Below are 26,112 nucleotides of genomic sequence, written 5' to 3' on the forward strand. Positions count from 1 at the left end.
GCGTGGACCGAACCAGATTCACACCAGTTCGCGGCGCTCGCCGTCGACGGCGAGCGCCTGGCCGTCGCGCATCTTGAGGTGCGGTACGGCGGTCCGCTCGTACAACTCGGCGACGCCGGCGAGCAGTTCGGTCTCGGGATGACCGGGTGAGTCGAGGTGCGGGACGATCGCGTGGTCGAGGACGCCGAGACCGGCCCAGATGACGTCGCCGTCGACGGCGGTGACGTCATCGCACAGTTCGAGCCCGCGGAGGCTCGGCGCCAGGACGCACGGCCCGGCGCTGTAGCCGGCGTACACGAGCTGCTCCAACCTGATCAGGTTGGGAAGGGTACGGTCGGCGCCGGAGCGGGACATCGCGGCGCGGAGGACGAAGACGTTGCCGCCGCGGACCCACAGGCCGTCGTACCCGTCGAAGTCGGCGGTCACGCGCAGGTCCAGCTCCTCGGCGCGAAGCCCCAGCTCGGTCAGCCACCGGATCTCCTCGGCGACCTTCTCCGCACGGACGGCCGGGTCCTCCGCGTCGATCGCGTTGCAGATCACCGCGACGTTCGGGTTGCGTGGCAGCAGGGCGACCAGGTGTTCCGGGTGGTCGCCGAGGCGGAAGGACGAGAGGTACAGCTTCACTGGGCGTCGACGAGCAGGTCGATGGCGTGCTCCAGGTCGTCGGGATACTTCGAGGTGAACTCGACGTACTCGCCCGTGCCCGGGTGGGTGAAGCCGAGGCGCATTGCGTGCAGCCACTGGCGGGTCAGGCCGAGGCGTTCCGCGAGGACCGGGTCGGCGCCGTACGTGAGGTCGCCGCAGCACGGGTGGCCGATCGCGGACATGTGGACGCGGATCTGGTGGGTGCGCCCGGTCTCGAGGGTGATCTCCAGGAGGGTCCCGTACCGGAACGCCTCCAGGGTCTCGTAGTGCGTGATGCTCGGCTTGCCGCCGGCCACCACGCCGAACTTGTAGTCGTGGTGCGGGTGCCGGTCGATCGGCGCGTCGACCGTACCGGTGAAGGGGTCGGGATGGCCCTGCACCAGCGCGTGGTAGATCTTCTTGACCGTGCGCTCCTTGAAGGCGCGCTTCAGGACGGTGTACGCGTACTCCGTCTTCGCGACCACCATCAGCCCGGACGTCCCGACGTCGAGCCGGTGCACGATGCCCTTGCGCTCGGCAGCGCCGCTGGTGGAGATGGCGAAGCCCGCGCCGGCCAGGTGCCCGATCACGGTCGGGCCGGTCCATCCCGGCGACGGGTGCGCGGCGACGCCGACCGGCTTGTCCACGACCACGATCTCGTCGTCGTCGTACACGATCCGCAGGTTGTCGACGGTCTCCGGTACGACGGTCACCTCGGACGGCGGCGCCGGCAGCTCGACGTCGAGCAGGACACCGGCCGCGACCCGGGACGACTTCGGCGCCGTGGCCCCGTCCACCTGGACCAGGCCGGACTCGATCAGCTCGGCCGCCTTCGTCCGGGACACGCCGAACAGGCGCGACAGCGCCGCGTCCAGCCGCTCGCCCGCGAGACCGTCGGGCACCATCACGGTCCGGGAGCTCCCTGATGTCCCCGATGTCACCGCCGGTGCTCCCGGGTGCCGTCGAGCCTGATGCCGCGCAGGGTCTGGATCACCAGCAGTACGGCGGCCGACGTCACGGCCATGTCCGCGACGTTGAAGATCGCCCAGTGCGGGGTCTGCAGGAAGTCGACCACATGCCCGTGGAACGGCGACGGCTCCCGGAAGATGCGGTCCAGGATGTTCCCGACCGCACCACCGAACAGCAGGCCGAACGCAACCGCCCAGCCCACCGACCGGAGCTTGCGGGACAGGTACACCACCCCGAGCGCCACCGCGATCTGGATCGCGCTGATGTATGGCGTGTAGCCCGCACCCAGGCTGAACGCGGCACCGGAGTTCCGGATCAGGTTGAACTTGAGCAGCGACCCGATCACATCGACCGGCTCACCCGGCGTCAGATGCGCCAGAGCCAGCGCCTTGGTCAGCTGATCCAGGAACAGGACCACCAGCCCAACCCCACCGAACAACACAGTCCACTTCCACGACCGGTGTGACGGGGACGACGGAGAACCGGCCGACGGGTCGTCGGCCGGTTCCGGTGTGGCTTCGTCCTCCACCTGGTCGGACGAGGTGGGGTCGTTCAGCGGCGTTCCTGGCGTTCTTTGCATGAGACGCACAGTGTCGCACGCGGGAACGCCTGCAGCCGACCCTTGCCGATCGCGTTGCCGCAGTTGTCGCAGACGCCGTACGTGCCGTCGTCGATCCGGGTCAGCGCGAACTCGATCTGGTTGAGCATGTCGCGGGCGTTGTTGGCCAGCGTCAGCTCGTGGTACCGCTCGAGGGTCGTGGAGCCGACGTCCGCCTGGTCGTTGCCGGCGCCGTCGCTGCCGTCCCGGAACAGGCCAGCGATCTCCTGCTCGGCGTCCTTGATCTCCTGCTTGAGGTGCTCGACCTCACCCTCCAGCTCCGCGCGCAGCTCGGCCAGCTCGGCAGCGGTCCACGGGTCCTCACCCGGCTTCACCTTGAAGGTCTCGGCCGTGTGTGCAGCGGACTTCGCCGGCGCCGTCGCCGGGGTCCTGTTCTCGTTCGTCTTCATGGCCACCCTCTTCGTCGGAGCTTTCTTGGCAGGGGTCTTAGCCGCTGTCTTCTTGGCCGCGGTGGTCGCTGACGACTTCTTCACCGCGGAGGTCTTCTTGGCCGGCGAGGTCTTCGCCGCACCGTTGCGAGCCGTCGTCTTCTGGACCGGTTCGGACTGCTTGGCGGCGGCGCTCTTCTTGGCCGCGGCAGAACGTTGGGGGGCGGACTTCTTCCGTGCCGATGTAGCCATGGTCAGCTACCCCCTGCCTTCCGTCGGAGACTGAAGCGGACTGGTCGCAAGACAGTAGGCCACGCGAACACCGCGTGCCAGTCCGACGCGCAGACCGTGGACATACGGTAGTCGGTTCTTCAAGCCCGCTCGATGTTCTGCGCGTCACAACCGCATTGCGGACATCACTGTCCGTAACAGTCCCTGGTCAGCCGAGCAATCGCTCGAGCCGCGCCCGGATGTCGTTCGCCTCCCCCTCGATCTCGACCAGCTTGTCCCTGCTGGTCGAACCACGTACCAGTGTCACCGCGGAACGCCGTACGCCGAACTCCGCCGCGACCGCCGTCAGGACAGCCTTCGTCGCCTGTCCCTGCACCGCACGAGCTGCCACCGCGACCACCAGCGCCGGCCCCGACGGACCGTCGTACCGGCCGCCGACCGCGGTCCTGGAAGCCCCCGGCTTCACCCGCACGAGAATTCTCATCCCCGAATTCTCCCTTGACCACTGATTAACGATTCGTAGTCAGCTCGTACGACGCCGTACACTGATGACCACGAACCGCAAGGCAGTGATGGGGCCATCACCCCGGAGCCGCCGGAAGAACAGTCCGTAGGGACCCATTAGAACCGGCAGCGTGTCGTTAAGGAAGTGGGTGACCGCACTCCGGGTCGCCAAGGAGGGTGGTACCGCGCGGTAGCCGGGTGACAAACCTGGCGCTTCGTCCCTCGTCCAGCAAGCAGGACGCGACGAAGGACGCACAACATGGCGGCAAACACCCCCTGGCGGCAGGTTCCCGCCCAGGTCGACTTCCCCGCGCTCGAGCGCGAGGTGCTCACCCTCTGGGACGAGCACGACACCTTCGCCAAGAGCCTCGAGCAGTCCGCCGGCGGTCAGCCGTGGACGTTCTCCGAGGGTCCGCCGACCGCGAACGGCATGCCCGGCACCCACCACATCGAGGCCCGCGTCTTCAAGGACGTGTTCCCGCGCTACCGGACCATGAAGGGCTTCTGGGTCGAGCGCAAGGCCGGCTGGGACTGCCACGGCCTCCCGGTCGAGGTCGCGGTCGAGAAGGAGCTCGGCTTCAACGGCAAGAACGACATCGAGGCGTACGGCATCGCCGAGTTCAACGCCAAATGCCGTGAGTCCGTGCTGCGGCACGTCGACGCGTTCAACGAGCTCACCGTCCGGATGGGCTACTGGGTCGACCTCGAGCACCCGTACAAGACGATGGACCCGGAGTACGTCCAGTCGGTCTGGTGGTCGCTCAAGCAGATCCACGACAAGGGCCTGCTGGTCGAGGACTACCGGATCACGCCGTACTGCCCGCGCTGCGGCACCGGCCTGTCCGACCACGAGCTCGCCCAGGGGTACGAGACCGTCGTCGACCCGTCGGTCTACGTCCGCTTCCCGCTCACCTCGGGGCCGCTGGCCGGCCAGGCGTCGCTCCTGGTCTGGACGACGACCCCGTGGACCCTCGTGTCGAACACCGCGGTCGCCGTCCACCCGGAGGTCGAGTACGTCGTCGCCACCGACGGCACCGAGTCGCTGGTGGTCGCCAAGCCACTGCTGGACCGGCTCGGTGAGGGCTGGACGGTCACCGGTGAGTACGGCGGTCGCGAGATGGAGCGGTGGACGTACCAGCGGCCGTTCGAGCTCGTACCGTTCGACGAGCCGGCGCACTACGTCGTACTCGCGGACTACGTCACCACCGAGGACGGCACCGGTCTGGTGCACCAGTCCCCCGCGTTCGGCGCGGACGACCTCGCGGTGGGCCGGGCGTACAACCTGCCGGTGGTGAACCCGGTGGACGCGAGCGGTCACTTCAACGCCGAGGTACCGCTGGTCGGCGGGCAGTTCTTCAAGAAGTCCGACGAGACGCTGGTCAGGGACCTGAAGGACCGCGGTCTGCTGTTCAAGCACGTGCCGTACGAGCACCCGTACCCGCACTGCTGGCGCTGCCACACGCCGGTCATGTACTACGCGCTCCCCTCCTGGTACATCCGCACTACCCAGGTGAAGGACGCCCTGCTCCGCGAGAACGAGAAGACCAACTGGTACCCGGACTCGGTCAAGTGGGGCCGGTACGGCGACTGGCTGCGCAACAACATCGACTGGGCCGTCTCCCGCTCGCGCTACTGGGGTACGCCGCTGCCGATCTGGCGCTGCGGTGAGGACCACCAGGTGTGCGTCGGGTCGCTGGCAGAGCTCGGCGAACTGGCCGGCCGCGACCTGAGCGCGACCGACCCGCACCGGCCGTACGTCGACGACATCACCTTCGACTGCCCGACCTGTGGCGCCGAGGCGCGCCGCGTGCCCGAGGTCATCGACGCCTGGTACGACTCGGGCTCGATGCCGTTCGCGCAGTGGGGCTACCCGTGGGTGGAGGGGTCGAAGGAGAAGTTCGAGGAGACCTACCCGGCGGACTTCATCGCCGAGGCGATCGACCAGACCCGCGGCTGGTTCTACACGCTGATGGCGATCGGCACGCTGGTGTTCGACGAGTCGTCGTACCGCAACGTCGTCTGCCTCGGGCACATCCTCGCCGAGGACGGCCGGAAGATGTCCAAGCACCTGGGCAACATCCTGGAGCCGATCCCGCTGATGGACAACCACAGCGCGGACGCGGTGCGCTGGTTCATGGCCGCGTCCGGGTCGCCGTGGAAGGCGCGCGGCATCGGGCCGAACGTGCTCAACGAGATCGTCCGGAAGGTGCTGCTCACCTACTGGAACACGGTCGCGTTCCACGCGCTCTACGCCCGGCTCGCCGACTGGTCCCCCGCCGACGCGCCGGTTGTCGCCGACCGCTCTGTGCTCGACCGCTGGCTGGTCAGCGAGACGCACCGGCTGGTCCGGGACACCGACGAGGCCTACGCCGCGTACGACACCCAGCGGCTCGGTCTGCTGATCAACTCGTTCGTCGACGTGCTCTCGAACTGGTACGTCCGCCGTTCCCGCCGCCGGTTCTGGTCCGGTGACTCGAGCGCGCTGGCCACCCTGCACGAGACGCTCGAGGTCCTCACCCGGGTGATGGCGCCGCTGACGCCGTTCGTCACCGAGCGGGTCTGGCAGGACGTGTTCCGCCCGGTCACGTCCGGCCTGCCCGAATCGGTGCACCTGACGAGCTTCCCGACGTACGACGAGACGCTGATCGACGACGTACTGGCGCAGCACGTGTCGATGGCGCGCCGGGTCGTCGAGCTCGGCCGGTCCGCGCGGGCGGAGGCGAAGGTGAAGACGCGGCAGCCGCTGGCGCGCGCGCTGGTCGGGTCGGCCGCGATCGCGGACCTGTCGGCCGAACTGCTGCAGGAGATCGCCGACGAGCTCAACGTGGGCACGGTCGCGCCGCTGTCCTCGGCGGGGGCGGACCTGGTCGAGTTCTCTGCCAAGGGCAACTTCCGGGAGCTCGGCAAGCGGTTCGCCAAGCAGACCCCGGTGGTCGCGGCGGCGATCGCCGCTGCCGACGCCGGCGCGCTGGCCGCCGCGCTGAAGGAGTCGGGGACGGCGACCGTTGTGGTCGACGGCTCCGACGTCGAGGTGAGCGCGGCCGAGGTGCTGGTGTCCGAGCGGCCGAAGGAAGGCTGGTCGGTGGTCAACGAGCAGGGCGAGACCGTTGCCCTCGACCTCGAGGTCACGCCGGAGCTCAAGCAGGCCGGGCTGGCCCGCGAGGTCGTCCGCACCCTGCAGGAGGCCCGGAAGAACGCCGGCCTCGAGGTGTCGGACCGGATCCGGGTCTGGCTCACCTCGACCGACGCCGAGCTGACCGATGCCCTCGGCAAACACGCCGACGAGATCGCCCGCGAGGTCCTCGCCGTCGAACTCACCCAGTCCGCCCCGTCGGAGTCCACCGACGTTGCCGAAGGCACCGAAGAGGACCTCCAACTCACCTACTGGCTCACGAAGGCCTAACCCCCACCCCCCACCCCGCCCGTCCCCATTTGCCTGGCTGACCCACCAATTTGGCTGGCTGACCCAGCAAATGGGGGGTTTGTGACCCGTAACCAGGGTCACAAACCCCCCATTTCATGGGTCGACCAGGCAAATGGGGCTCGGCGGCCGGGCGGAGGTGGGACCTGGGTCAGTGGGGCATGGGTCGGTGGCGCGTACGTGAGCTGCGGCTGCTGGGAGCCCGGTCGTGAGGTGGCCGTCGCGGACTGCGAGGCGGGTGGGTCACGGATGCCGCGACCCGGCAACGAGTGTGGGAGCTGTACCGGGACGCTCCCGCACCACTCGGCTACGACTTCTGGAGTGTGTTCCCCGATGGTCCTGCCGGGGAATCACCCTCGCTCCTACGGCTGACGCCGTACCGGCTGCGGCTGGCCGAGGTCGAGACACTCAGCGGCCGCAAGGTTCATTCGGTCTGGCCCTGACAGCCTGTCACCGGGACAGGACCCTCAGTCAAACGTGGCCAGACATGCCGAAGAGGCGGTGCTGCCGGAAAGCACCGCCCCTTCAGCAGAGGTTTTTAGACGCCGTGACCGTGCGCCTGCGCACGCGCCTCCGGCCGGAAGCCGTTGCGCGGGCTGAGCGTGTCGTCGCCGTTGCCGAGCGCCTTCAGCTGCTCGGTGAAGTACGTCTTCAGGCGGCTGCGGTACTCACGCTCGTAAGCGTGCAGGTCGTCGATCGTGCGCTCGAGCTGACCCTTCTGCTTCTCCAGCGTGCCGAGCATCTGCGCGCGCCGCTCGGCGATCTCGCCGTCGAGCTTCTCGGCGCGGGCGCGGGCCTCGCCGGTCATCCGGTCGGCCTTGCCGCGGGCCTCGTTCTCCAGGCGCTCCGCCTTGGCGCGGGCCTCGCCGATGATCTTGTCGGCGGTGTCCTTCGCCTCCTGGACCAGGTCGTCGGAGTGCTTGGTGGCCATCTCCAGCAGCCGCACCGCGGAGCTGGAGGCGTCACCGACGGTGCCGGCCGCCGCAGCCGCGGTCGGAGGCGCCACCACCGGCGGCTTCTCCTCGGGCTTCTCGACCACGACCGGGGGCTTCGGCTGCTGCACGACTGGCGGCAGCGCGGCGGTCTGGTCGACCGGGCGCTGCTGGTCAGCACCAGCGCGCTGAGCCGCCGCGAGCTTGGCCCGCAGCTCCTCGTTCTCGGCGAGAAGTCGCTCGAGCTCGGCTTCCACCTCGTCGAGGAAGGAGTCGACCTCTGTGACGTCGTAGCCCTCCCGTAGTCGGACGGGCGTGAACTGCTTCGAGCGGACGTCATCCGGCGTCAGCGGCATCTTTCACCTCGTTTGTCTGTGTCTTGGCGGAGTCCCCGTGGCCCTCGCCTTGGCGACTCAGTAGATCACGTTATCGCTTCGTTGTCTTATGACGGAATCCGGGCTCTATCTACCCAGTCTTCGCGGTCCTCACCCTTACAACGATCGAAGGGCCGTCGAGTTGATCGCCATCGCCACCGACACCATCACGAACAGCATCAGCATCGACAGGTCGATCCGGATCCCGCCGGCCCCGATCGGGGGCAGGATCCGCCGCAGCGGCTTCAGGAACGGGTCCGTGATCGAGTAGATCAGCTCGAAGAACAGCAGCAGCGGCCCCTTGGGGTGCCACTGCGGAGCGAACATGACGATCAGACTGAGTACGAACCGTGCCACCAGCACCAAGAAGAAGGCGAGCAGTACCCAGTACAGAACGATGAGGACGAGCGCTAGAGCATCCATGTCGACAACGAGTGTAGAAGACGGCGGAAGGGCCGGCCTCAGCTCTGGTTGTAGAACCCGTCGGCAGCGATCTTTTCCTTCTCCTCGGCGGCCACCGTCACGTTCGGTGGGCAGACCAGGAACACCTTGGTGGTGATCCGCTCGATCGAGCCCCGGCAGCAGAAGATCAGGCCGGCCGCGAAGTCCACCAGCCGCTTGGCGTCGGAGTGGTCCATCTCGGTCAGGTTCATGATGACGGGCGTGCCGTCGCGGAAGTGCTCACCGATGACGCGCGCCTCGTTGTAGCTGCGCGGGTGCACGGTGGTGATGCGGGCCAACTCGGTAACCTCCGGGGACGACGCGACACCGCGCCGGTCTGGGAACTTGCTGACCGTGGCGCCGCTCTGGTCCTGACGGTCCTCGCGGCCCTGGAACTGGGGCTCGGTGCGAGGCTCGCGGCTCTCCCGGCCGGCGGGTACCGGCTCGGTCTCGTGGGAGTCCCCGTCGACGGCTTCGTCCTCGTACTCGTCGTAGTCGTCGTACTCGTCGTCGTACCGCGCGTTGTAGCGCTCCCCGTCCTCGACCAAGCCGAGGTACACACCCATCTTGCGCAGTGCGCCGCTCATGGCCCTCCAGCACCTCGATCCGGTTCAGCGACAACCCATCGACAACAGTGAGCCGGAAGCAAACCCGCTCGATGTCGACACTAACCCAGCGGGGAGCGCGTACCGAGTAATGCACGCCCGAGCCGCACGTGTGTCGCACCGTGCTTGATCGCGGCCTCCAGATCGCCGGTCATCCCGGCCGAGATCCAGTCCGCGCCGGCGTGTTCGGAGCGTAGTCGCGACGCTACTTCACGCAGCCCGGCGAAGGCTTTCTCGGGGTCCGCACCGAGGGGTGCGACGGCCATCACTCCCCCGAGCTCGAGCCCGTCGGCGACCGCGATCTGCGCAGCCAGGTCCGGTACGTCGGCAGGAGCGACACCGCCCCGGCTCGCGCCGGTCGCCGCGTCCGCGGTTCCGTACGCCGCGAGACTCACCTGGATCAGGCACCGCAGCGTCTTCTCCTCGGCGACCGCGGCCTTCGACAGCGCCTCGACGAGTGCCGACCGGTCGACCGAGTGCACGACCGACGCGTACCGCGCGATCGAACGGGACTTCTTCGACTGCAGCTGACCGACGAAGTGCCAGCTGAGCTCCGGGCACTCCGGCGCCTTGGACTTGAGCTCCTGCTCCCGGTTCTCCCCGACGTCCTGGATCCCGAGGCCCGCGAGCGCCCGTACGTCGCTGACTGGGAAGGTTTTGGTGATCGCCACGAGGGTGACCTCGTCCCGGGCCCTCCCGGCCGCCTGACAGGCCTTCTCGATCCGCTCCTGCACCTGCACCAGATTGGCGCGGAGTTCGTCGGTCCGTGTCCTCACGGTGCGACCAGCTTGATCAGCCCGGCCATCCGCCCGCTCTCCGGGCCTTCGCGGCGGTACGAGTACAGGTTCTCGGACTCGATCGTGCAGGCGGTCGCATCGACCACGTCGACACCGAGCTCGGCCAGTTGCGCCTTCACCCCGGCGGCCACGTCGATCGCGGGCGTCCCCCAGCTCGTCTCGGAGTACGACGCCGGGACCCGCTCCGCGACCTCGGCCCGCATCTCGTCGGGGACCTCGTAGCAGTTCCCGCAGGCATACGGTCCGAGGACGGCGGTGATCGTCGAGGCGCCGAGTTCCCGCATCGCGTCGACGGTCGCCGGGACGATGCCGACGTACATGCCCTTGCGGCCGGAGTGCGCGGCGCCGATCACGCCGTCGCCGGCCAGCAGCACCGGCAGGCAGTCGGCCGCGCGAACGGCCAGCACGACATCGGACCGCGTCGTCACCAGACCGTCGGCCTTCGGCATCGGCTGGGTGGGAAGTTCGTCGCCGGGCCGGACGAGGTGCACGTCACGACCGTGCACCTGGCTGACCCGCACCACGTTCTCCACGGGCACCCCGAACTCGGCCGCGATCAGCCCGAAGTTGGCGATCACGCCGTCGACGTCCGGCCCCGAGGCGCTGCCCAGATTCAACTCGCCGTACGGCGCTTTGCTGGCGCCCCCGAACCGATCGGTGAAGGCGACCCGGGCGGCGGAAAGGACCTCGTCATAGCCGAACACGACTGAAGATTACCCAGCGGCAGCCGTCGCGCGGCGGTAGGCCTCGGTGAAGGCGTCGGCCGCGGGGACGTCGACGTCGGGAACGACGCCGACGCCCTCCCAGTTGGTCCCGGTGACCGAGTGCACGGAACGCGCCACGGGCACCGACGCCTCGAGGTGCTCGTGCAGCTTGAACCCACGGCGCGGGTGGGCTCCGCCGAGCGTCCGCTCGCCGACGATCGTCCCGCGCTTGAACTGCTGCAGGTTGTAGGCCAGTTCCTCGCCGCCCGAGAACGTCGCCGAGCTGGTCAGCACCCAGATCGGCTTGCCGCCGTCGAACCGCGGGCCCGGCACGAAGGGCAGCGTCCAGAACTGACGCGTCGTACCGTCGGCCTCGACCAGATCCTGCAGATGGACGGGCTCGTCGGAGTCGAGCAGGTAGCTGCAGACCAACGCGACCTGGTCGGGCGATCCCCCGAGGCAGCGCCGCAGATCGATGATCAACGCGTCGGCCGACGCGAGCAGCGACAGCGCGGCCGTGACCGCGTCGCCGGCGAAGGTGGGCGGATACAGCAACGGCCGGATCTCGAGCAGCCCGATGTTGCCGTCGAGCCGCTCGACGCGCGCCATCCCGCCTGCGTCGAGCTCGGCCCGACGGCGCCAATGCGCTTCCTCGGCCACCGGGTCCGTCTCGTCCGGCGGCCCGTCGGGGTGGAACTTGAGTCGCAGGTGCTTGTCGCGGTTGCCGAGCTGCAGGTCGGTCGTGACGCGCTCCGCCAGCTGCTCCGGCGCCTGAAGGTCGTCGTACCGGCCCTCGGCGGTTGCTGCGGCGAGCCGGTGCGCGACCTCGGCGCCGACCTCGGGAAAGACGTAGTGCTCGGCGACCAACGCGCCCAGCCGTCCGATGACGGTCCTGATCTCTTCGGTGTGCATGACCGGGAGTACAGCAGGCGGATTGACAAAGTGTCAAGAAATCTCGACGCTTTACTCATGGGCGAGATCATCGATCACCTGGACGTGTCCAGCGCCGCGCAGTTCAAGGCGCTCGGGCACCCGCTGCGGCACCGCTTGCTGTTCGCACTCGGGCAGGAGGCGGCCACGATCAGCCAGCTGGCCGCTGCACTCGGGACGGCGAAAGGCAACGTCGCCCATCACCTGGGCGTGCTCCGCGACGCGGGAATGGTGCACGTGGCCGAGACGCGGCAGGTGCGGGGCGGGACCGAGCAGTACTACCGGCGGTCGGTACGGCGATTCGGGTTCACCGGTGAAGGCGCGCGGGCGAACAACACCGTCGCGCTGCAGGCAGTCGCGGCCGACCTGGAGACCGCCGACGATCCGATGTTCACCGTCCGGAACCTCCGGCTGACCGCGGCGCAGGCGGAGAAACTCACCGCGACGCTGCAGCAGATGGCCGACGATCTCGCCGACGCGGGCCCTGGAGAGTCGCGGTACGGCGTGGTCGTGTCCGTCTACCGTCCTCGCCAGACCACGACGGCCGGCGAGGACAGCTGACCTACTTCAGGAAGTCCGGGATGTCGAGGTCTTCCTCGGGCTCCGGCTTCTTCGGCTTGGCCGGCTGGCTCGGCTGGGCGCTCTGACCGCCGGCGCTGCTCGGGCCGTGTGTCGGCCAGGAGTGCCCTGTCGACGGGGATGCCGGGGTGTGCGGAGCCGGCTGGGCCGACTGCTGGCCGGACTGCACGGTGCGGACGCCGTCACCTGCCTGCGGGCGTGCGGAGTTCGTCGTCCCTGCTCCGGGCCGCGGCTCGGTCGGAGCGGGCACCGGGACCGTGTTGTCGGTCGGAGTGCTCTGGGGAGACGACGGTGCGGGCTGCTGGGCCGGAGCCGCAGGAGCGGACTGGGCAGGCTGGGTTGCGACCGGCGGCTGCGCAGACGCCTGAGGGGTCGGCGCGGGCTGCTGCGGAGCAGGCTGCGCGGGCGGCTGGGCCACGCTCGGCTGGCCGGACTGCTGGGCCGGCGGCGGGGTCGTGCCGCCGGACATCGGCGACGAGTAGTTCTGGGACGGCGGGCGGGACGACTGCGGCCGGGCCTGGTTCATCGCCTGTTCGCGGCGCTTCGGCATCCCGCCGTCGAATCCGGCCGCGATCACGGTGACCCGGACCTCGTCGCCGAGGGCGTCGTCGATGACCGCGCCGAAGATGATGTTCGCGTCCGAGTGCGCGGACTCCGAGACCAGCTGGGCCGCCTCGTTGATCTCGAACAGGCCGAGGTCGGATCCGCCGGCGATCGAGAGCAGGACACCGTGCGCGCCCTCGATACTTGCCTCCAGCAACGGTGAGGAGATGGCGGCCTCGGCGGCCGCGACCGCGCGGTCCTCGCCGCGCGACGAGCCGATGCCCATCAGCGCGGAGCCGGCGTTCGACATGACCGCCTTGACGTCGGCGAAGTCCACGTTGATCAGGCCGGGCGTGGTGATCAGATCGGTGATACCGGAAACACCCTGCAGCAGCACCTGGTCGGCCTGCTTGAACGCGTCCAGCACGGACACGGCGCGGTCGGAGATGGTCAGCAGCCGGTCGTTCGGGATGACGATCAGCGTGTCCACCTCCTCGCGGAGGGTGGCGATCCCGTCCTCGGCCTGGGTGGCGCGGCGCTTGCCCTCGAACGAGAACGGCCGGGTCACGACACCGATGGTCAGCGCACCCAGCGACCGGGCGATCCGCGCCACCACGGGCGCGCCGCCGGTGCCGGTGCCGCCGCCCTCGCCGGCGGTGACGAAGACCATGTCGGCGCCCTTCAGCGCCTCCTCGATCTCCTCGGCGTGGTCCTCCGCGGCCTTCTGGCCGATCGCCGGGTTCGCACCGGCGCCCAGGCCGCGGGTCTCCTCGCGGCCGATGTCGAGCTTGACGTCCGCGTCGCTCATCAGCAACGCCTGCGCGTCGGTGTTGATGGCGATGAACTCAACGCCCTTCAGACCGTGCTCGATCATCCGGTTGACGGCGTTCACGCCGCCTCCGCCGATGCCGACGACCTTGATGAGTGCCAGGTAGTTCTGCGGTGCCGCCACGTCCGCGCCTCTCGCCTCGTTGCTTTCCCGTTGTCCAGCGAAAAGACTGAACCTCAAGTACATGCTTAGACTTATGTCAACTTTAGATTACGCCGCACGATACGGGACGCTTCCAGCCAAAATCCACGCGCCTCGCCGCACGTCTCACATGTGACGCGTTACCGCTTTTCGCCTTTGGTGACAGGGAGATCGGGCGCCGAGACGTCGTACACCTTCGCCTGCCGCTTCATCAGCACGCTCAGTACCTCGGCCTTGCGCTCGCTGTCATCGGAACTACCCCAAACGACCTTCACGCCGGAGCTCAGGTTCAGGGTGATCGAGTCCGGCGACGCTGCCGAGATCGACCCCACCTGCGCCCGCAGCGAGTCCGGGAGGGACGCCGACACCGTCACCACCGAGTGGATCGTTACGTCGCGCCGGACCCCGGTCACCTTCGCCTCCGGCAGCCCGGCCGGCCGGTTCGGCACCGTGCGGTACGACGTACCGGTGGCGTCCACCAGCTCGTACCGCGAGCCGTCGGTTACCACCACGACCGGGACCCGTTCGGTGACGACGATCACGATCTTGCGCGGCCACGCCCGCGTCACCTGCGCGTCCGCGACCGCCGGGATCGTCCGCACCCGGGCCGCGATCGACCGCAGGTCGACCTTGGCCAGCGGCGTCCCGGCCGGCGCGGCCGCGGTCTGTTCGATCGTTGCCACCGGCACCGTGTCGGCACCGCTGATCCGGACCCCGGAGACCGCGAACGCGGAGGAGAAGTAGAACAGCCAGACGACCAGGCCGGCCAGCACGACCAGCCCGCCGCCGATGGCCCAGGGCAACCAGCTCCGCCACCGCACCAGCCGTTGCCGGCGCGCGAACTTCTGCTGTGCCCGCGCCAGATCGACGCTCTGACTCATTCAACAAACCCCACGCAATTACTCCACCACAGGAGCGAGGACCTCCGGCGCAGGCTCGCGGGTGAGGCTGCGTTCGGCCAGCAAACCAACGACTTCCGGCCCGATCAGCGTCACGTCGCCCGCGCCCAGGGTCACCACCAGGTCGCCCGCCTGCGCGAGATCCGCGACCAGCTGCGGTACGGCGGACCACGACGGCTCGAACCGCACCTGCTCGGGCTTCAGCGGCACGTGGTTCGCGATCAGGGCGCCGGTGACACCGGGCTCCGGGTCCTCGCGGGCCGCGAACACGTCCATCACCACGACCTCGTCGGCCAGGGCCAGCGCCTCGGAGAACTCGGTGGCGAAGATCCGGGTCCGGCTGAACAGGTGCGGCTGGAAGCACGCGATCACGCGCCCCTCCCCCGCCACCTGGCGGGCCGCGGTCAGGTCGACGGCGAGCTCGGTCGGGTGGTGCGCGTACGAGTCGAAGACCCGCACGCCGTCCTCGAGACCCTTGAACTCGAACCGCCGGCCGGTACCCGTGAACGACGCCAGCCCCTCGGCCAGGTCGGCCGCGGAGAACCCGAGCCCGAGTCCGACGGTCAGGGCCGCCGACGCGTTCAGCGCGTTGTGCTTCCCGGCCTGCTGCAGCTGCACGACCGGCAGCTTGCGGCCGCGGTACACCGGCACGAACGACTGCGTCGCCCCGGTCGCGGTGATCTCGGTGACATGCAGGTCCGCGTCCTCGGCCTCGCCGTACGTCCGGACGTCGATCCCGCGGTCCCGCGCGTACGACGCCAGCGTCCGGGCGCCCGCGTCGTCCTGGCAGATCACCATGAAACCGCCGGGCAGGACCCGTCCGCAGAACTCCTCGAACGCCTTCCGGTAGCTGGCCTCGTCGCCGTAGTTGTCGAGGTGGTCCGGCTCGACCGATGTGACGATCGACACCTCGGGCGCGTAGGTCAGGAACGACTTGTCCGACTCGTCCGCCTCGGCGACGAACAGGTCGCCGGTGCCGTCGTGGGCGTTCGACCCGGACTCGTTCAGGTTGCCGCCGATCGCGTACGACGGGTCCGCTCCGCAGTGCTGCAGCGCGACCGTCAGCATCGACGTGGTCGTGGTCTTGCCGTGGGTGCCCGCGACCGCGAGGGTCCGGCGGCCGACCATCACCGAGGCGAGCGCGGCGGCCCGCGGCAGGATCGGGATCCCGGCCGCGCGGGCGGCGACCACCTCGGGGTTGGTCTCGCGGATCGCGGTCGACACCACCACGGTGTCGGCGTCCTTCACGTGCTCGCCGGCGTGGCCGACCCAGCAGGTCGCGCCGAGCGCGCGGAGCGCGGCGAGCACCTTGCCGTCCTTGGCGTCCGAGCCGGACACCTCGATCCCGCGCGACGCCATGATCCGGGCGATCCCGGACATCCCGGCGCCGCCGATGCCTACGAAGTGCACCCTGCCCAGCTTCTCGGCCGGTAGCAGCGTGTCAGGTGCGGTCACGATCACGACGCAGACCTCACCACATCGAGGATGATCCGCGCCAATCGGTCGTCGGCGTCGGTCCGGATCACACCGGTCGCAGCTGTGGACATGGCTGTCAGACGCTCGCGGTCGAGCAGAAGTTGCGGCACGTTGGCGCGCACCCAGTCCACGGACAGCTCGGCGTTGTCGATCAGCACACCTCCACCCACGTCGACCACCGGCTTCGCGTTCAGTCTTTGCTCACCGTTACCGATCGGCAGCGGAACGTAGATCGCGGGCAGGCCGACGCCGGACACCTCGGTGACCGTGTTCGCGCCCGAGCGGCAGACCACGAGGTCCGCGGCGGCGTACGCGAGGTCCATCCGGTCGACGTAGTTCAGGACGACGTACGGCAGCGGTCCGGTCTCTGCAATTTCACGGGGCATCTCGAGGGTGTTCTTCGGGCCGATCGCGTGCAGCACCTGGATCCCGGCCGCCTGCAGGTCCGCGGCGGCGCCCGAGACCGACTCGTTGATCCGCTGGGCGCCCTGTGAGCCGCCGGTCACGAACAGTGTCGGCGCGTCCGGGTCGAGGCCGAAGAACCGCCGGGCCTCGGCGCGCAGCGCGGCCCGGTCCAGCGTCGAGATCGCCCGCCGGATCGGCAGGCCGACGTACTCGGCGTGCGGCAGCTCGGTGCCCGGGAACGACGTCTTCACGTGCTCGGTGCAGTACCGGGCGGCGAACTTGTTGGCGATCCCCGGGACCGCGTTGCCCTCGTGCACCACGATCGGGGTCTTCCGCCGCCAGGCGGCGACGTACGCCGGGGTGGAGACGTAGCCGCCGAAGCCGACCAGCACGTCGGCCTTGGCCTCGTCGAGCACCTTCCGGGCCGCGCTGACCGAGGACAGCAGCTTCCCGGGAACAGCCAAGAGCGCAGGCGTGGGCTTGCGCGGCAGCGGTACCGGCGGGATCAGCTCCAGCCGGTACCCCGCCTCGGGGATCACGCGGGTCTCGAGGCCGCGCTCGGTGCCGAGGGCGATGATCTCGATCGTCGGGTCGATCCGGCGCAGGGCGTCTGCGGTGGCGATCAGGGGTGAGGTGTGACCGGCGCTACCGCCACCGGCCAGAACGATGCTGGGCACAGCTTTCAACGCTCCCGCGGGTTCATTTGTACGACATACGCCGCGAAGGCAACCAGCCGAAACGAGGTCGCCGGGTCTCTTTCAGGGCGGCCTGCGCGCCGGGCTCGGCCTTCGCGAAGGACAGCAGCATGCCGATCGCGATCAGCGTCGGCAGCAGTGCGGAACCACCGTACGACAAAAGCGGGAGCGGGATACCCACGATGGGTAGCAGTCCGATCACGGCGCCGAGGTTGACCAGCGTCTGCGCCATGATCCAGATGGTGATCCCGGCCGCCGCATAGCGGACGAACGGCTCGGTGTTCCGGGTCGCGATCCGCACCCCGGCGTAGGCCAGGGTGAGGAACAGGGCGAGGACGGTGAGCGACCCGACCAGGCCGAGCTCCTCACCGATCACCGAGAAGATGAAGTCGGTGTGCGCCTCCGGCAGGTTGCTCCACTTCTGCCGGCTGTTACCGATCCCGACGCCCCACCAGCCGCCGGTCGAGAGCGCGTAGAACGAGTGGTACGCCTGCCAGCCGACGGTGGTCGGATTGGCGAACGGGTCCAGGAACGACGTCACCCGGTCGAGGCGGTACTTCTCCGCGTTCACGAAGTACGCCGCGACCGTGCCGACCACTGCGATGGTGGCGACGAACAGCCGGGTCGGCGCGCCGACGATCCAGATCATGCCGATCATCACGGCCATCAGCACCAGCGCCGTACCGAGGTCGTGCTGCCCGACCACCAGCGCGATCACCAGACCACAAACCGGCACCATCGGGACCAGCAGATGCTTCCACTGGGTGAGCAGTTTCTCCTTGCGCGCATAGAGGTCCGCGCACCACATCACCATCGCCAGCTTGGCGAACTCACTCGGCTGGATCTGCAGCGGCCCGCCGAGGTTCAGCCAGTTGGTGTTGCCGTTGACGCCCACGCCGAGACCCGGGATGTAGGTCAGGACCAGCAGGAACATCGAACCGAGCAGCGCGACGTAGGCGAGCATCCGGAAGTGCCGCGGCGTCATCCGCGAGGCGACGTACGCCATCGGCAGCCCGACGCCGACCCAGATCAGCTGCCGGACGAAGATCGTGTAGCTGTTCCCGTTGACGCGCAGCGAGAGCACGCTGGACGCCGACAGCACCATCATCAGGCCGAGCACCAGCAGCAGACCGGTGGCGCCGAGCACGATGTGGTACGACGTCAGCGGCCGGTCGAGCACGTCCTTGATCGCCGCGATCCAGGCGCGTTCGCTGCTCTGCTTCTTCTCCGGCTGATCGGCGATCGACGTCACGCGATCACCCCAGTCGGCGTACGGCTTCGGCGAACGCGTCGCCGCGGGCTCCGTAGTTGGCGAACATGTCCCAGGAAGCGCAGCCGGGCGCGAGCAGCACGGTGTCACCCACCTGTGCGAGCTTCGCCGCCTCCCCCACCACGATCTCCATGGCTCCAGTGTCCGTTGACTCGACGACGATCCTTTGGACATCCGGTGCGTGTCGCTGCAGAGCTTGCGCGATCACGTCCTTGTCCTGCCCCAGCAGGACGACCGCACGCAAACGCTTGCGGGCCGCGATCACCAGCTCGTCGAACGTCGCGCCCTTGGCCTGGCCGCCGGCGATCCACACCACGTGCTCGTAGGCCAGCAGCGACGCCTGCGCGGCATGCGGGTTGGTGGCCTTCGAGTCGTCGACATAGTTGACCCCGGCAACCTCCGCGACGTGCGCGATCCGGTGCTTGTCGGGCCGGAACCCGCGCAGCCCGGCGCGGACCGCGGTCGCCGGTACGCCGAACGCGCGCGCCAGCGCCGCGGCCGCCAACGCGTTCGCCACGTTGTGCGGTGCAGGCGGCGTCACGTCGTTGATCGATGCCAGCTCCAGCGCCGACGTCTGGCGCTGCTCGACGAACGCGCGGTCGACGAGCAGGTCGTCCACGAGGCCGAGCATCGAGAGTCCCGGCGTACCGAGGGTGAAACCGATCGCGCGGCAGCCCTCGATCACGTCGGCTTCCTCGACCAGGTGCTCGGTGGCCGGGTCCGCGACGTTGTACACGCACGCGACCTGGCAGTTCTCGAAGATCCGGCCCTTGTCCTGCGCGTACGCCTCGAGCGAACCGTGCCAGTCGACGTGGTCCGGCGCGATGTTCAGGACGGCGGCCGAGTGCGCCGACATCGAGTGCGTGAAGTGCAGCTGGTACGACGAGAGCTCGACCGCGATCACGTCGTACGGCTCGGGGTCCATCACGGCCTCGAGCAGCGGCAGGCCGACGTTGCCCGCGGCAACGGCCCGGTGACCGGCCGCCTGCAGGATCGCGGTCAGCATCTGCACGGTCGTCGTCTTGCCGTTCGTGCCGGTGATGCACAGCCACGGCGCGGCGTTGGCCGGGTCGCGCAGCCGCCAGGCCAGTTCGATCTCGCTCCAGATCGGCACGTCCCGCTCGGCGGCCTGCGCGAGCAGCGGCGCGTGCGGCGGTACGCCGGGCGACGTCACGACGACGTCGACGTCCTTCGGGAGTTCCGTCGTGCTGCCCGGGCCGAGGGTGATCGTGGCGCCGAGCGTCTCGAGGATCTGCGCCTTCTCGCGGAGCGCCTCGGTGTCCCGGTCGTCGAGGACGACGAGGTGCTCGGCGCCGGCCTGGATCAGGGAGTCGGCGCAGGCGTAGCCCGCCGTACCGAAGCCGAGCACGACGAACCGGGTCGTCGTCCAGCCGTCGTCAGTGCGGGTCTCGAGACTCATCCGGTCACCCATTCCGCGTAGAAGACCCCGAGTCCGATCACCACGAACAGGCCTTGGATGATCCAGAAGCGGATCACCACGTTCACCTGTTCCCAGCCGAGCATCTCGAAGTGGTGGTGCAACGGCGCGATCAGGAACAATCGTTTGCCGACACCGGTGGCCTGTTTGGTGATCTTGAAGTAGCCGACCTGCAGGATGACCGAGGCGGTGATGACGACGAACAGGCCGCCGAGCAGCAGCACCAGCAGCTCGGTCCGGGTCATCACGGCCATCCCGGCCAGCGCACCGCCGAGTCCCAGCGACCCGGTGTCGCCCATGAAGATCTTCGCCGGCGACGCGTTCCACCACAGGAACCCGAACAGCGCGCCGGTCAGCGAGGCCGCGACCACCGCCAGATCGTGCGGATCCCGTACTTCGTAACACTTCGCGCCGACGCCCTGCGCGGTGGCGCAGCTCTGGTTGAACTGCCAGATGCAGATCAGTGTGTAGGCGCCGAACACCATCATCGACGCGCCGGTGGCCAGACCGTCCAGGCCGTCGGCGAGGTTCACGCCGTTCGACATGCCGGCGATCAGCAGCAGGATCCAGATGATCACCAGGATCACCGGCAGCTCGAGCCAGCCGATGTCGCGGATGAACGAGATGAACGGCGACGCCGGCCGCTGCCCGCGCTCGTCCGGGAACTGCAGCGCGAGCACCGCGAAGATCACCGCGACCAGCGTCTGGCCGGCCAGTTTCGCCTTGCTGCGCAGGCCGAGGCTGCGCTGCCGGAAGATCTTGATGAAGTCGTCCAGGAAGCCGACCGCGCCCATCCCGGCGAACAGGAACAGCACCAGGATCGCCGAGGCGCTCGGCGGCGTCATCGTGAACAGCTTCGCCGCGAAGTACCCGACGATGGTCGCGAGGATGAACACGAAGCCGCCCATGGTCGGCGTACCGCGCTTGATCTGGTGGGACTTCACGCCGTCGTCGCGGATCTCCTGGCCGTAGCCGCGTTTGGCCAGCCACTTGATCGCGTACCGGGTGCCGAGCAGCGTCAGCACCATCGCGACGGCGCCGCCGAACAGGATCGAGATCACTGGGCGTCCTCCACCAGCGCGTCGGCGAGGCTGCGCAGTTTCGCCGCCTTCGACGACTTCACCAGGACGACGTCACCCGCGCGCAGCTCGTCGCGCAGCAGCTCCAGCGCCTCCGGGATGGTCTCGACGAAGGCGGACTCGTTGCCCCACGAACCTTCCAGGGAGGCGCCGAGGTGGATCGGTTTCGCGCCCGCGCCGACCACGAGCAGCCGGTTCACGTCCAGCCGGACGGCCAGCCGCCCGATCGCGTCGTGCTCGTCGGCGGAGGTTTCGCCCAGCTCCAGCATCTCGCCGAGCACCGCCCAGGTCCGCGCACCGCGCGACCGGCCGATGGCGGCCAGCGACTTCAGGGCCGCGCGGGTCGACTCCGGGTTCGCGTTGAACGCGTCGTTGATGATCGTCACGCCGTCCGGCCGCTCGGTCAGCTGCATCCGCGCCGCGGACACCGGTACGGCGAGGTTGAGGCCGTCGGCGATCTGCTCGGGGGTCAGGCCGATCGCGGTGCCGACCGCGGCGGCGGCCAGCGCGTTCGAGACGTAGTGCTCGCCGATGAACTGCAACTGGACCGGTGCGCCGAAGTCGCCGATCCGCAGCGTGAACGCGGGCCGTCCCTCGCCGTCGATCTTCACGTCGGTGGCCCGGATCTCGGCCTCCGGTGCCTCGCCGAAGGTCAGCACCCGCTCCTGGGTCCGGCTGCGCATCGCCGCGACCCGATGATCGTCGGCGTTCACGATCGCGATGCCGCCCGGCCTGACCGCCTCGATCATCTCGCCCTTGGCCAGCGCGATGTTGTCCTGGGACCCGAGCTTGCCGATGTGCGACGTGCCGACGTTCAGCACCAGGCCGACCCGCGGCGGCGTGATCCCGGTCAGGTAGGTGATGTCCCCCAGGCTCCGCACCCCCATCTCGGCGATCAGGTACTTCGTCGACGCGGTCGCCTGCAGCGCGGTCAGCGGGTGCCCGATCTCGTTGTTGAACGAGCCTTCCGGCACCACGGTCTCGCCGTACGGGCTGATCAGCTGGCCGATCAGGTCCTTGGTGCTGGTCTTGCCCGACGAACCGGTCAGCGCGATCACGGTCAGCTCGGGCAGCTTGCCGATGACGAACCGCGCCAGATCGCCGAGCGCCCGCTGCGCGTCGTCGACGACGATGCACGGGCTGCCCTCGATCGGCCGCGTGGTGAGCGAGACGGTGACGCCGGCCGCGGTCGCCGTACCGACGAAGTCGTGGCCGTCGACGCGTTCACCGGGCAGGGCGACGAACAGTCCACCTGGTCCTGCGGCTCGAGAGTCGATCGTTACCGCGCCGTCCACGACCGCCGTGGGCTCGACGCCCACGAGCTCACCTCGGACGGCGTCGGCGATCTCGCCGCAACTGACAGGGATCACCGGTCTGCCTCCAACAGCTCACGCACAGTTTCGCGGTCGTCGAACGGGTGGATCACACCGCCGACGTCCTGGCCCGTCTCATGACCCTTGCCGAGGACGACGACGGTGTCGCCCGGCCCGGCCAGCTCGATCGCGGACGCGATCGCCTGCCGGCGGTCGCCGATCTCGTGCAGGTCGGCGCCCGGAACGGCCTCGCGGGCTCCCGCGAGCGCGGCGGCGCGGATCGCGGCCGGGTCCTCGCTGCGCGGGTTGTCGTCGGTGACGATCACGACGTCCGCGGCTCTGGCCGCCTCGGCGCCCATCGCGGGCCGCTTCCCCGGGTCCCGGTCACCGCCGCAGCCGACGACCGCGAACAACCGGCCCTTGGTCGCCGTCCGCGCGGCCCGCAGCGCCAGCGCGACCGCATCCGGCGTGTGCGCGTAGTCCACGATCACCGCCAGCCCGTCCGCACGGGTGAACGTCTCCATCCGCCCAGGTACGGCGGCGGTCCGCAACCCGGCCGCGATCTTCTCAGCGGGTACGCCGACCTGCCGAAGCATCGCCGTGGCGAGCAGCGCGTTGGCGACGTTGAAGTCACCCGGCAGCCCGATCTCCACGGTCAGCGTCTCGCCAGGCCCTTGAATGTCCAGCACCGTCGTACCGTGCTCGGACCGGTGCCGGCTCGCGACCGTCCAGTCCGCGTCACCCTTCGTCGACACCGTGACCAGCGGTACGACGGTCTGCGCGGCGAGCCGGCGCCCGTACTCGTCGTCGATCGTCACCACCGCGACATCACACCGCTCCGGGGTGAACAACGAGGCCTTCGCCTGGAAGTACTCCTCGAACGTCTTGTGGAAATCCAGATGGTCCTGCGTCAGGTTCAGGAACCCGGCGACCGCGAACCGCGCCCCGTCGACGCGACCCATCGCCAGCGCGTGGCTGGACACCTCCATCGAGCACCACGCGACGGCCTGCTCCCGCATCACCGCGAACAGCGCCTGCAGGTCGGTGGCCTCCGGCGTGGTCCGGACGCTCTTCACGACCTCGTCGCCGATACGCGTCTGAATCGTCCCGATGAGCGCCGTCGGACCGAGTTCCCGCAGTACTGAATCCAGCAGGAAGCTGGTGGTGGTCTTCCCGTTGGTGCCGGTCACGCCGAGCAGCCGCAGCGCACTGGTCGGCTCGCCGTAGATCCGGGACGCGATCGCGCCGAGGACGCTCCGCGGCCGGTCGGCGACCAGGACCGGGAGCCCGGTTGCCGCCGCGCGGTCCGCGCCGGCCGGGTCGGTCAGTACGGCGACCGCGCCCGCCTGCTGGGCTTTCGCCACGAACTCCGCGCCGTGCGTGACCGCTCCGGGCAGAGCGGCGTACAGGTCGCCGGGGAGGATGGAACGCGAGTCGAGGGAAACGCCGGTCACGGTCACCGGCGACGGTGCCGGGGCCGGAACATGTGCGGCGCTCGCGAGGTCGGCGAGGCCGACCGGCACGACGTGCCGGGGCCTGATCGCTGCGACCGCGCCGCCGGCGGCGGTAGGGGTGGACACGGGCCCTGAGGCTACCGCTCCGGACCCCGTGACTCCTACCTGACCCTGCGTCACCAGCCTGGCCGTCACCGCTTCGCTGAGGACCAGGTCAGCGGGATGTTCGGCTGTTGCGCCCCGGTCGGCGGGACGACGTACTTCTGCAGCGCGTAGCTCATCACGTCTCGGAACACCGGTCCTCCTTGGAGACCACCACCCCGGGCACCCTGGGGATCGTGCAGTACGACGTACGTCACGAACCGTGGGTTGTCTGCAGGAGCGAATCCGGCGAAAGAAGTCGCCCAGGCGCCGTACTTGCCGGTCCCCGGAACGACCTGCTGCGCGGTACCGGTCTTGCCGGCCACCAGGTAGCCGTCGATCGCGGCCTGCGGCGCGGTGCCCTTCTTCGCGGTCACCGCCTCCATCATGGTCGCGACCTCCTTGGCGGCCTTCTCGCTGACCACCCGGCGGGGCGGCGCGGTCTGGTTCGGGATCGTGGCGCCGTTCGCGTCGATGTAGTTGCGGACCAGCTTGGGGGGCACGTAGACGCCGCCGTTCGCGACCGCGTTCACCGCGGCGGTCTCCTGGACGGCGTTCACCGACAGGCCCTGGCCGAACGCGACGTTCGACCGGGTCAGCTCGGGCCACTCGTCACCCGGAGTCAGCAGACCCTTGGTCTCACCCGGGAAGTTCAGCCCGGTGGGCTCGCCGAAGCCGAAGTCGTGCAGATACTTCACGAACTGCGGGATCGGCATCTTCTGCGCGGCCATGATCGTGCCGACGTTCGACGACTTCGCGATCACCCCGGAGATGGTCAGGTTCATCGTGTCGTGCGCCCAGTGGTCCTTGATGATCCGGCGCTGCACGTCGATGCTGCCGGGGACCTGCAGCTTGGTGTTCAGGTCGATGATCCCGGCGTCGGCGAGAGCGGCCATCGTGACCACCTTCTGCACCGAGCCCGGCTCGTAGCTGCGCTCCAGCGCCGGGTTGTTCAGGTCGGACGACGTGTACTTCTTGTTCGGGTCGAACGTCGGGTAGTTCGCCATCGCCATCAGCTCGCCGGACTTCACGTCCATCACGACCACCGTGCCGGAGCTGGCCTTGTACTGCTTCACCGCCGCCTCGATCCGCTTCTGCGCGACATACTGCAGGTCGGTGTCCAGGGTCAGCTGGACGCCCAGACCGGGCTTCGGCTCCTGCACCGTGTGGTTCGCGTTCGGGATCTTGTTGCCCTTGGCATCGACCTCGTACATCGCCTGGCCGTCCTTGCCGGACAGCTTGTCGTTCAGGCCGTACTCCAGCCCGGACAGGCCCTTGCCGTCGGCCCCGGTCACACCGACCACGGTCGCGGCGATGCTGCCGTTCGGATGACTGCGGATCGGGTCTTCCTCGGTGTAGAGACCGGCCAGCAAAGGGGCCTGCTGCTCCGTCGGCTTGCCCTTGTTCTGCTCGGCGATCGGGACGTTCGCGGCCTTGATCTCGGTCTGGATCGTGGTCCAGACCGTCGGGCTCACCTGGCGCGCGAGGTACGTGAAGCGGCCGGTGCCGGACATCGCGGCGACCAGCTTCGCGGTCGTCGTCCCGGGCAGCTTCGGGGCCAGGATCGCGGCCAGCTGCTGCGCCACCGGCTTGGTCTGCTGCGGGTCCGCGGTGATCGCGACCGCGTCCTCGGTGACCGCCAGCTCGACGCCGTTGCGGTCCTCGATGGTGCCGCGGTTCGCGTGCAGGGTGTACTTGGCCGCGTTCTCCGTGGCCGCCGCCTGCGCGTAGCTGTCCGGGTCCACGCCCTGGAGCAGCACCAGCCGCCCGGCGAACAGCGACAGCACGAACGCCATCACCCCGAACGTCATCCGCAGCCGCAACGCCGGCCGCCCGAGCCGCAACATCCGCGGCGCCTTCCTCAGCTTCCGCTTCTTCGGCCGCGGCGCCGGCCGATTCTGCGGCGGCCGCTTCCTCCCGGAGCCCTTCTTCACCGCGCTCTTCTTCACAGCGCTCTTCTTGACCGGTCGCTCACCGGTCTTCCTGGCGGCTGTCTTCTTGGCGGCTGTCTTCTTTGCCGCGGTCTTCTTTGCCGCGGTCTGGGCTGCGGTCTGGGCTGCGGTCTTCGACGGAGCCTGCTTGCGCGGCGCCGGCGGCCGTTTCGCGGCCGCCTTCTTCACCGGGCGCGGTGCCGCCGCCTGCGCGCGCTCCTGCTCCTCGCGCGCTTTGCGGAGGAGGCGTTCGCGGGTGGATTCGGGGCGTTGCGGGGTGCTGCGAGCACTGTCCGTAGCGGATGGACGACGGGGCTGAGCCTTGCTGGGCGGGTTACCCCGGCCCGGTGCGGCACCACGCTTTCGTGGCGGCGGCTCGTTTCCCCGTCGGTCCGTCATC

At 69.2% G+C, this 26,112-nt stretch carries 23 protein-coding genes and 1 pseudogene; 3 read left to right on the forward strand and 21 right to left on the reverse strand.

Annotated features, from left to right (window positions below; all coding sequences use genetic code 11):
• Nucleotides 1-18: 18 nt before the first annotated feature.
• The 5 genes from E0H50_RS15235 to E0H50_RS15255 all read right to left on the reverse strand — a co-directional run bounded on the left by E0H50_RS15235 (nt 19) and on the right by E0H50_RS15255 (nt 3,295).
• Entirely contained in the window at nt 19-624 is a 606-nt protein-coding gene (locus E0H50_RS15235; RefSeq protein ID WP_131288680.1) for a Type 1 glutamine amidotransferase-like domain-containing protein, read from the reverse strand.
• Complete coding sequence (locus tag E0H50_RS15240; protein ID WP_131289580.1) at nt 621-1,529, reverse strand: RluA family pseudouridine synthase; 909 nt, start codon at nt 1,527-1,529, stop codon at nt 621-623. Before E0H50_RS15240 ends, E0H50_RS15235 begins: the two co-directional genes overlap by 4 nt.
• 32 nt (nt 1,530-1,561) lie before the next feature.
• A complete protein-coding gene (lspA, locus tag E0H50_RS15245) occupies nt 1,562-2,173 on the reverse strand; it encodes a signal peptidase II (protein WP_131288682.1) in 612 nt (203 codons plus the stop codon).
• The gene (locus E0H50_RS15250) at nt 2,146-2,832 is read right to left on the reverse strand and encodes a TraR/DksA family transcriptional regulator (protein WP_131288684.1); all 687 of its coding nucleotides are present in this window, start codon (nt 2,830-2,832) and stop codon (nt 2,146-2,148) included. Before E0H50_RS15250 ends, lspA begins: the two co-directional genes overlap by 28 nt.
• 187 nt (nt 2,833-3,019) lie before the next feature.
• On the reverse strand, nt 3,020-3,295 hold the full coding sequence (locus E0H50_RS15255; protein ID WP_131288686.1) for a DUF167 domain-containing protein: 276 nt from the start codon (nt 3,293-3,295) through the stop codon (nt 3,020-3,022).
• A gap of 279 nt (nt 3,296-3,574) precedes the next feature.
• Between E0H50_RS15255 and ileS the strand changes: the two genes are divergently transcribed.
• Together ileS and E0H50_RS42960 are read left to right on the forward strand one after the other, a co-directional pair.
• The gene (gene ileS, locus E0H50_RS15260; protein ID WP_131288688.1) at nt 3,575-6,718 is read left to right on the forward strand and encodes an isoleucine--tRNA ligase; all 3,144 of its coding nucleotides are present in this window, start codon (nt 3,575-3,577) and stop codon (nt 6,716-6,718) included.
• Nucleotides 6,719-7,005: 287 nt separating this feature from the next.
• A complete protein-coding gene (locus tag E0H50_RS42960) occupies nt 7,006-7,179 on the forward strand; it encodes a hypothetical protein (protein WP_165547151.1) in 174 nt (57 codons plus the stop codon).
• Between the two features lie 95 nt (nt 7,180-7,274).
• Here E0H50_RS42960 and E0H50_RS15265 read toward each other — a convergent pair whose 3' ends face one another.
• The 6 genes from E0H50_RS15265 to E0H50_RS15290 form a co-directional block, all read right to left on the reverse strand.
• Entirely contained in the window at nt 7,275-8,024 is a 750-nt protein-coding gene (locus E0H50_RS15265; RefSeq protein ID WP_131288690.1) for a DivIVA domain-containing protein, read from the reverse strand.
• A gap of 135 nt (nt 8,025-8,159) precedes the next feature.
• The gene (locus tag E0H50_RS15270; protein ID WP_130379857.1) at nt 8,160-8,465 is read right to left on the reverse strand and encodes a YggT family protein; all 306 of its coding nucleotides are present in this window, start codon (nt 8,463-8,465) and stop codon (nt 8,160-8,162) included.
• A 38-nt stretch (nt 8,466-8,503) separates the two neighbouring features.
• Nucleotides 8,504-9,070, reverse strand: a complete 567-nt coding sequence (locus E0H50_RS15275) for a cell division protein SepF (protein ID WP_131288692.1) — start codon at nt 9,068-9,070, stop codon at nt 8,504-8,506.
• An 80-nt stretch (nt 9,071-9,150) separates the two neighbouring features.
• Nucleotides 9,151-9,864, reverse strand: a complete 714-nt coding sequence (locus E0H50_RS15280; protein ID WP_131288694.1) for a YggS family pyridoxal phosphate-dependent enzyme — start codon at nt 9,862-9,864, stop codon at nt 9,151-9,153.
• Complete coding sequence (pgeF, locus tag E0H50_RS15285) at nt 9,861-10,589, reverse strand: peptidoglycan editing factor PgeF (RefSeq protein WP_131288696.1); 729 nt, start codon at nt 10,587-10,589, stop codon at nt 9,861-9,863. The genes E0H50_RS15280 and pgeF overlap by 4 nt, the downstream gene beginning before the upstream one ends.
• 9 nt (nt 10,590-10,598) lie before the next feature.
• Nucleotides 10,599-11,501 carry a S41 family peptidase gene (locus tag E0H50_RS15290; RefSeq protein WP_131288698.1) on the reverse strand — a complete coding sequence of 301 codons (903 nt, stop codon included), beginning with the start codon at nt 11,499-11,501 and terminating at the stop codon, nt 10,599-10,601.
• A gap of 57 nt (nt 11,502-11,558) precedes the next feature.
• On the opposite strand from E0H50_RS15290, the gene E0H50_RS15295 reads away from it, so the two are divergent.
• A complete protein-coding gene (locus E0H50_RS15295) occupies nt 11,559-12,080 on the forward strand; it encodes an ArsR/SmtB family transcription factor (RefSeq protein WP_131288700.1) in 522 nt (173 codons plus the stop codon).
• A 313-nt stretch (nt 12,081-12,393) separates the two neighbouring features.
• Here the strand turns inward: E0H50_RS15295 and ftsZ are convergent.
• The 10 genes and pseudogenes from ftsZ to E0H50_RS15345 form a co-directional block, all read right to left on the reverse strand.
• Nucleotides 12,394-13,593 (reverse strand): annotated as a pseudogene (ftsZ, locus tag E0H50_RS15300) (cell division protein FtsZ); the annotation flags it as partial.
• Nucleotides 13,594-13,751: 158 nt separating this feature from the next.
• Nucleotides 13,752-14,492: a cell division protein FtsQ/DivIB gene (locus E0H50_RS15305; RefSeq protein WP_131288704.1), complete on the reverse strand. Its 741-nt coding sequence runs from the start codon at nt 14,490-14,492 to the stop codon at nt 13,752-13,754.
• Nucleotides 14,493-14,510: 18 nt separating this feature from the next.
• The gene (gene murC / locus E0H50_RS15310) at nt 14,511-15,971 is read right to left on the reverse strand and encodes a UDP-N-acetylmuramate--L-alanine ligase (protein ID WP_131288706.1); all 1,461 of its coding nucleotides are present in this window, start codon (nt 15,969-15,971) and stop codon (nt 14,511-14,513) included.
• Nucleotides 15,968-17,068: an undecaprenyldiphospho-muramoylpentapeptide beta-N-acetylglucosaminyltransferase gene (gene murG / locus E0H50_RS15315; protein WP_131288708.1), complete on the reverse strand. Its 1,101-nt coding sequence runs from the start codon at nt 17,066-17,068 to the stop codon at nt 15,968-15,970. The genes murC and murG overlap by 4 nt, the downstream gene beginning before the upstream one ends.
• Nucleotides 17,069-17,090: 22 nt before the next feature.
• Complete coding sequence (gene ftsW / locus E0H50_RS15320; RefSeq protein ID WP_131288710.1) at nt 17,091-18,338, reverse strand: putative lipid II flippase FtsW; 1,248 nt, start codon at nt 18,336-18,338, stop codon at nt 17,091-17,093.
• Between the two features lie 4 nt (nt 18,339-18,342).
• Nucleotides 18,343-19,776, reverse strand: a complete 1,434-nt coding sequence (murD, locus tag E0H50_RS15325) for a UDP-N-acetylmuramoyl-L-alanine--D-glutamate ligase (protein ID WP_131288711.1) — start codon at nt 19,774-19,776, stop codon at nt 18,343-18,345.
• On the reverse strand, nt 19,773-20,855 hold the full coding sequence (gene mraY / locus E0H50_RS15330; protein ID WP_131288713.1) for a phospho-N-acetylmuramoyl-pentapeptide-transferase: 1,083 nt from the start codon (nt 20,853-20,855) through the stop codon (nt 19,773-19,775). Before mraY ends, murD begins: the two co-directional genes overlap by 4 nt.
• Nucleotides 20,852-22,243 (reverse strand): UDP-N-acetylmuramoyl-tripeptide--D-alanyl-D-alanine ligase, encoded by a 1,392-nt coding sequence (locus E0H50_RS15335; protein ID WP_131288715.1) that lies wholly within the window; start codon nt 22,241-22,243, stop codon nt 20,852-20,854. The genes mraY and E0H50_RS15335 overlap by 4 nt, the downstream gene beginning before the upstream one ends.
• Nucleotides 22,240-23,766 (reverse strand): UDP-N-acetylmuramoyl-L-alanyl-D-glutamate--2,6-diaminopimelate ligase, encoded by a 1,527-nt coding sequence (locus E0H50_RS15340; RefSeq protein ID WP_131288717.1) that lies wholly within the window; start codon nt 23,764-23,766, stop codon nt 22,240-22,242. Before E0H50_RS15340 ends, E0H50_RS15335 begins: the two co-directional genes overlap by 4 nt.
• A 65-nt stretch (nt 23,767-23,831) precedes the next feature.
• Nucleotides 23,832-26,111 (reverse strand): peptidoglycan D,D-transpeptidase FtsI family protein, encoded by a 2,280-nt coding sequence (locus tag E0H50_RS15345; protein ID WP_238150980.1) that lies wholly within the window; start codon nt 26,109-26,111, stop codon nt 23,832-23,834.
• Nucleotide 26,112 lies beyond the last annotated feature (1 nt).

The organism is Kribbella sindirgiensis (assembly GCF_004331435.1).
GTDB lineage: Bacteria > Actinomycetota > Actinomycetes > Propionibacteriales > Kribbellaceae > Kribbella > Kribbella sindirgiensis.